We start from the raw sequence: 2,741 nt of genomic DNA on the forward strand, positions 1-2,741 counted from the left end.
GTTGTTGCAGCGGATGCCGCCGCGCTGGCTTGTTGCCGAGCCAGCGTTAACGCTTCCTCACTGGCGAACAAGCCAACGCTGGATTCCAGCGCCGCCAGTTGCGCTTGCGTTGCGCGCTGTTCCGCCAGCGCCCGGTTATAGGCGGCCTGCGCGGCGGCCACGTTGCCTTGCGCGGCAGCGATGTTGGCTTCGGCCTGCGCCGCCGCCGCCACCGCCTGATCGCGAGCCGCGACCCGCGCCGCCAACGAGGCTTGAACATAGCCGACCATTGCGGTCGTCGATTTGGCAATCGAGGCAACAAAAGCGCCGCCCAGGGCGGCGGCCACCACGTTCAGGTTTTCGGCCAGGAATTTGATCGCGGCGCCGGCGCTGGCCGAAGCGCCGGTTGATTCGTTCAGTTGCCCGACAAACAGCGTGACCTTGCTGCCGAGTTGGGTAAACGCCTGTTCCAGAGTTTGGGTGGCTTTGCCGTAAGCGGCATCAATCGCGTCCTTTTGCGACAGCAGCGCCTGGCTGACAATGGTGCTGGTCAAAACGCCTTGCTCGGCCAGCCCACGCAATTCGCCCACGGCCACGCCGAGGCCAGCGGCCAGTCGTTTCATCAGCTCGGGGCTGGCTTCCATCACCGAGTTGAATTCTTCGCCGCGTAACACGCCCGATCCGAAGGCTTGCGTCAATTGCAAGGTGGCTCCGGCGTATTCCTCCGCGCTGCCCCCGCCCAGCTGCATTCCCTTTGAAATCAGTTCCGTCAGGTTTACCACCTGTTCCTGATTGATATTCATCGCCGCCGCATTCTGGTTAATGCGGGCGTACAGGCTGGCGGTGGTTTCCAGGTCGGAGTGGGCGCGCTGGGCTATCCCGATCACCGCTTCACGGGCGGTCAGGTATTCCTCTTCCGACTTTGTGGCGACCTTGAGCGAGTTGGTCAGGCGGGTATACGCATCGGCGCGATCCGCCAATTCCTTGGCCCCGCCAAGGCCAATCGCGGCGGACATGAGTCCGCCAAAGGCGCGCAGCGGTTCCAGCGCGGCGCTAACCGCATCTCCAATGCCACGCACTCCCGCGCCCACGCGGCCCACGACTTCACTGGCCGTATCCCGCGCCGTAATCAGCAGTTGCAGTACGAGATTGCGCTCGGCCATTAGACGGTGATCAATTTGAGGTGATGAATGACATACCACTCATCGGGTCCGGGATTAGCCAATCCAGAATCCAATACCCTTGTTTTTGGCGTCGCATACAGCGGGCCATCGCCCTCATAAACTGGAGCGACGGCGAAATTGCGGGCGTCATGCAGGATCAAGGGGCGCGAGGGGGCGTACGCATTCAGGAATGATTGCAGTATCAGCAGCTGGGAGCGGATCATCCACGCCCAGCGCTCGCCGCCGAGCAAAGTGATCGGGCGTCCGGCCTGACGCTCGGCGGTTTGTAGAATCAGCGCGCCGGTTAGGGAGTAGTCGCGCACGGTTTGCAGCGGCGACCACGCGAACTCATCACTCCAACGGAGACCGGACGGAAGCGCCAACCCGTTGAGCGTGATCGCCATGATTAGGCCGCCAGGTCGAGATACTCATACTGCCACGGCGAGCTTTCGCCGGGCGGAGTCAGTAAGTCTCCGGCGAAAGCGCCCTTGACATAGGTTTCTGTTGCTGGATCAAACGTGCCGCTGGCGGCGAGATTGGCTTTGTGGATGACGATGCGGCAGCGCCTTTCCGAAACCTTCTCGGTGCCGGTGCCGAGGAATTTGATGTATTTCGACTTGGCCTTGCCACCCTTGTAAATTTCGCCAGAGCGGGTGGATTTGGTGTAGTTGATCTTGGCGACGGTCAAGCCGGTCGCGTTCAACGCCTTGAACAGGCCATTGATGTGATCGACTTCGTAATGAGTGGCGGCGACGACCGCATCCGCTGCCGTCTTGGCGGTAAACCCGGTCGCTTCGATGTACTTGTTACCCGATGTAAACGGAACCCACAGCCCCAGCGCCGGGGTGATCGCCTCATCGGTGACGCCCGCTGTGGCCTGACTGAATTCGGTAATGTCCGCACCCAGCAGCAGCCCAAACATCACCGGCGGCATGTAATTGGCTTCTGCGCTCAGGCTGGCGGGTTTGGTGGATTTCTGGACGCTGGTGAGGGTTTCGCCGACAGTGCCCTCGATGTTGGAGATCAGCGGGTCAGATTCCTGGGTCTGGCTGGCGATTTCCAGCTTGGTAAAATTGCACGGGTCAAAAAAATAGGTAGGCGCACTATCGCCATCCCAAAACCCGATCTTGAACGCACAGTGGAGGAACATCCCGCGGGATGCGACCGAAATAGACATTAGAGACGCTCCAGATAATCGATTTCAAACGTGATTTGCAAAGACGCGATAGACGACGCGCCGGTTTCAGTGATCGCCGGGGCAAAAAATTGCACGGCGGTTTCCCGGATCGCGGTGGCATGGGCCAGCGCGGGTTCGCCGATGTTGGGTTTCAACGCGGCGCGAAGGGTGTGCAATACCGTGTCCATGGCAGCGTCATAGTCGGCGGCGGCAATGGCTTTGTATTCCACCACCATTTGCCGGGTGAATTGCGGCGCTGCGTATTCCTGTTGAGTGGAGGGGCTGTCACGGACATCCCAAATCACAAACACTGGCAGGATGGCGCTGGTGGTTTCCAAAGCGGCTAGGCCCGTGCGGACGGGGGCGATAGATTCCAGGCGGGTTGCCAATTCGGCGCGGGCCAGGGCGATGGCGCTACTCAT

At 60.7% G+C, this 2,741-nt stretch carries 4 protein-coding genes; all 4 read right to left on the reverse strand.

Features of this window, described 5'->3' with window-relative positions:
- Positions 1-1,142: tape measure protein (locus tag CAPSK01_RS17470; protein ID WP_273703986.1), on the reverse strand; the 1,142-nt coding region annotated here is incomplete at its 3' end.
- Positions 1,142-1,546, reverse strand: a complete 405-nt coding sequence (locus CAPSK01_RS23820) for a hypothetical protein (protein WP_273703987.1) — start codon at positions 1,544-1,546, stop codon at positions 1,142-1,144. The genes CAPSK01_RS17470 and CAPSK01_RS23820, both read right to left, overlap by 1 nt.
- Before the next feature lie 2 nt (positions 1,547-1,548).
- Positions 1,549-2,319 (reverse strand): hypothetical protein, encoded by a 771-nt coding sequence (locus CAPSK01_RS17480; RefSeq protein WP_034929702.1) that lies wholly within the window; start codon positions 2,317-2,319, stop codon positions 1,549-1,551.
- On the reverse strand, positions 2,319-2,741 hold a 423-nt coding region (locus tag CAPSK01_RS17485), incomplete at its 5' end, for a hypothetical protein (protein ID WP_034929705.1). The genes CAPSK01_RS17480 and CAPSK01_RS17485, both read right to left, overlap by 1 nt.

This window comes from Candidatus Accumulibacter vicinus, assembly GCF_000584955.1.
GTDB classification, from domain to species: domain Bacteria; phylum Pseudomonadota; class Gammaproteobacteria; order Burkholderiales; family Rhodocyclaceae; genus Accumulibacter; species Accumulibacter vicinus.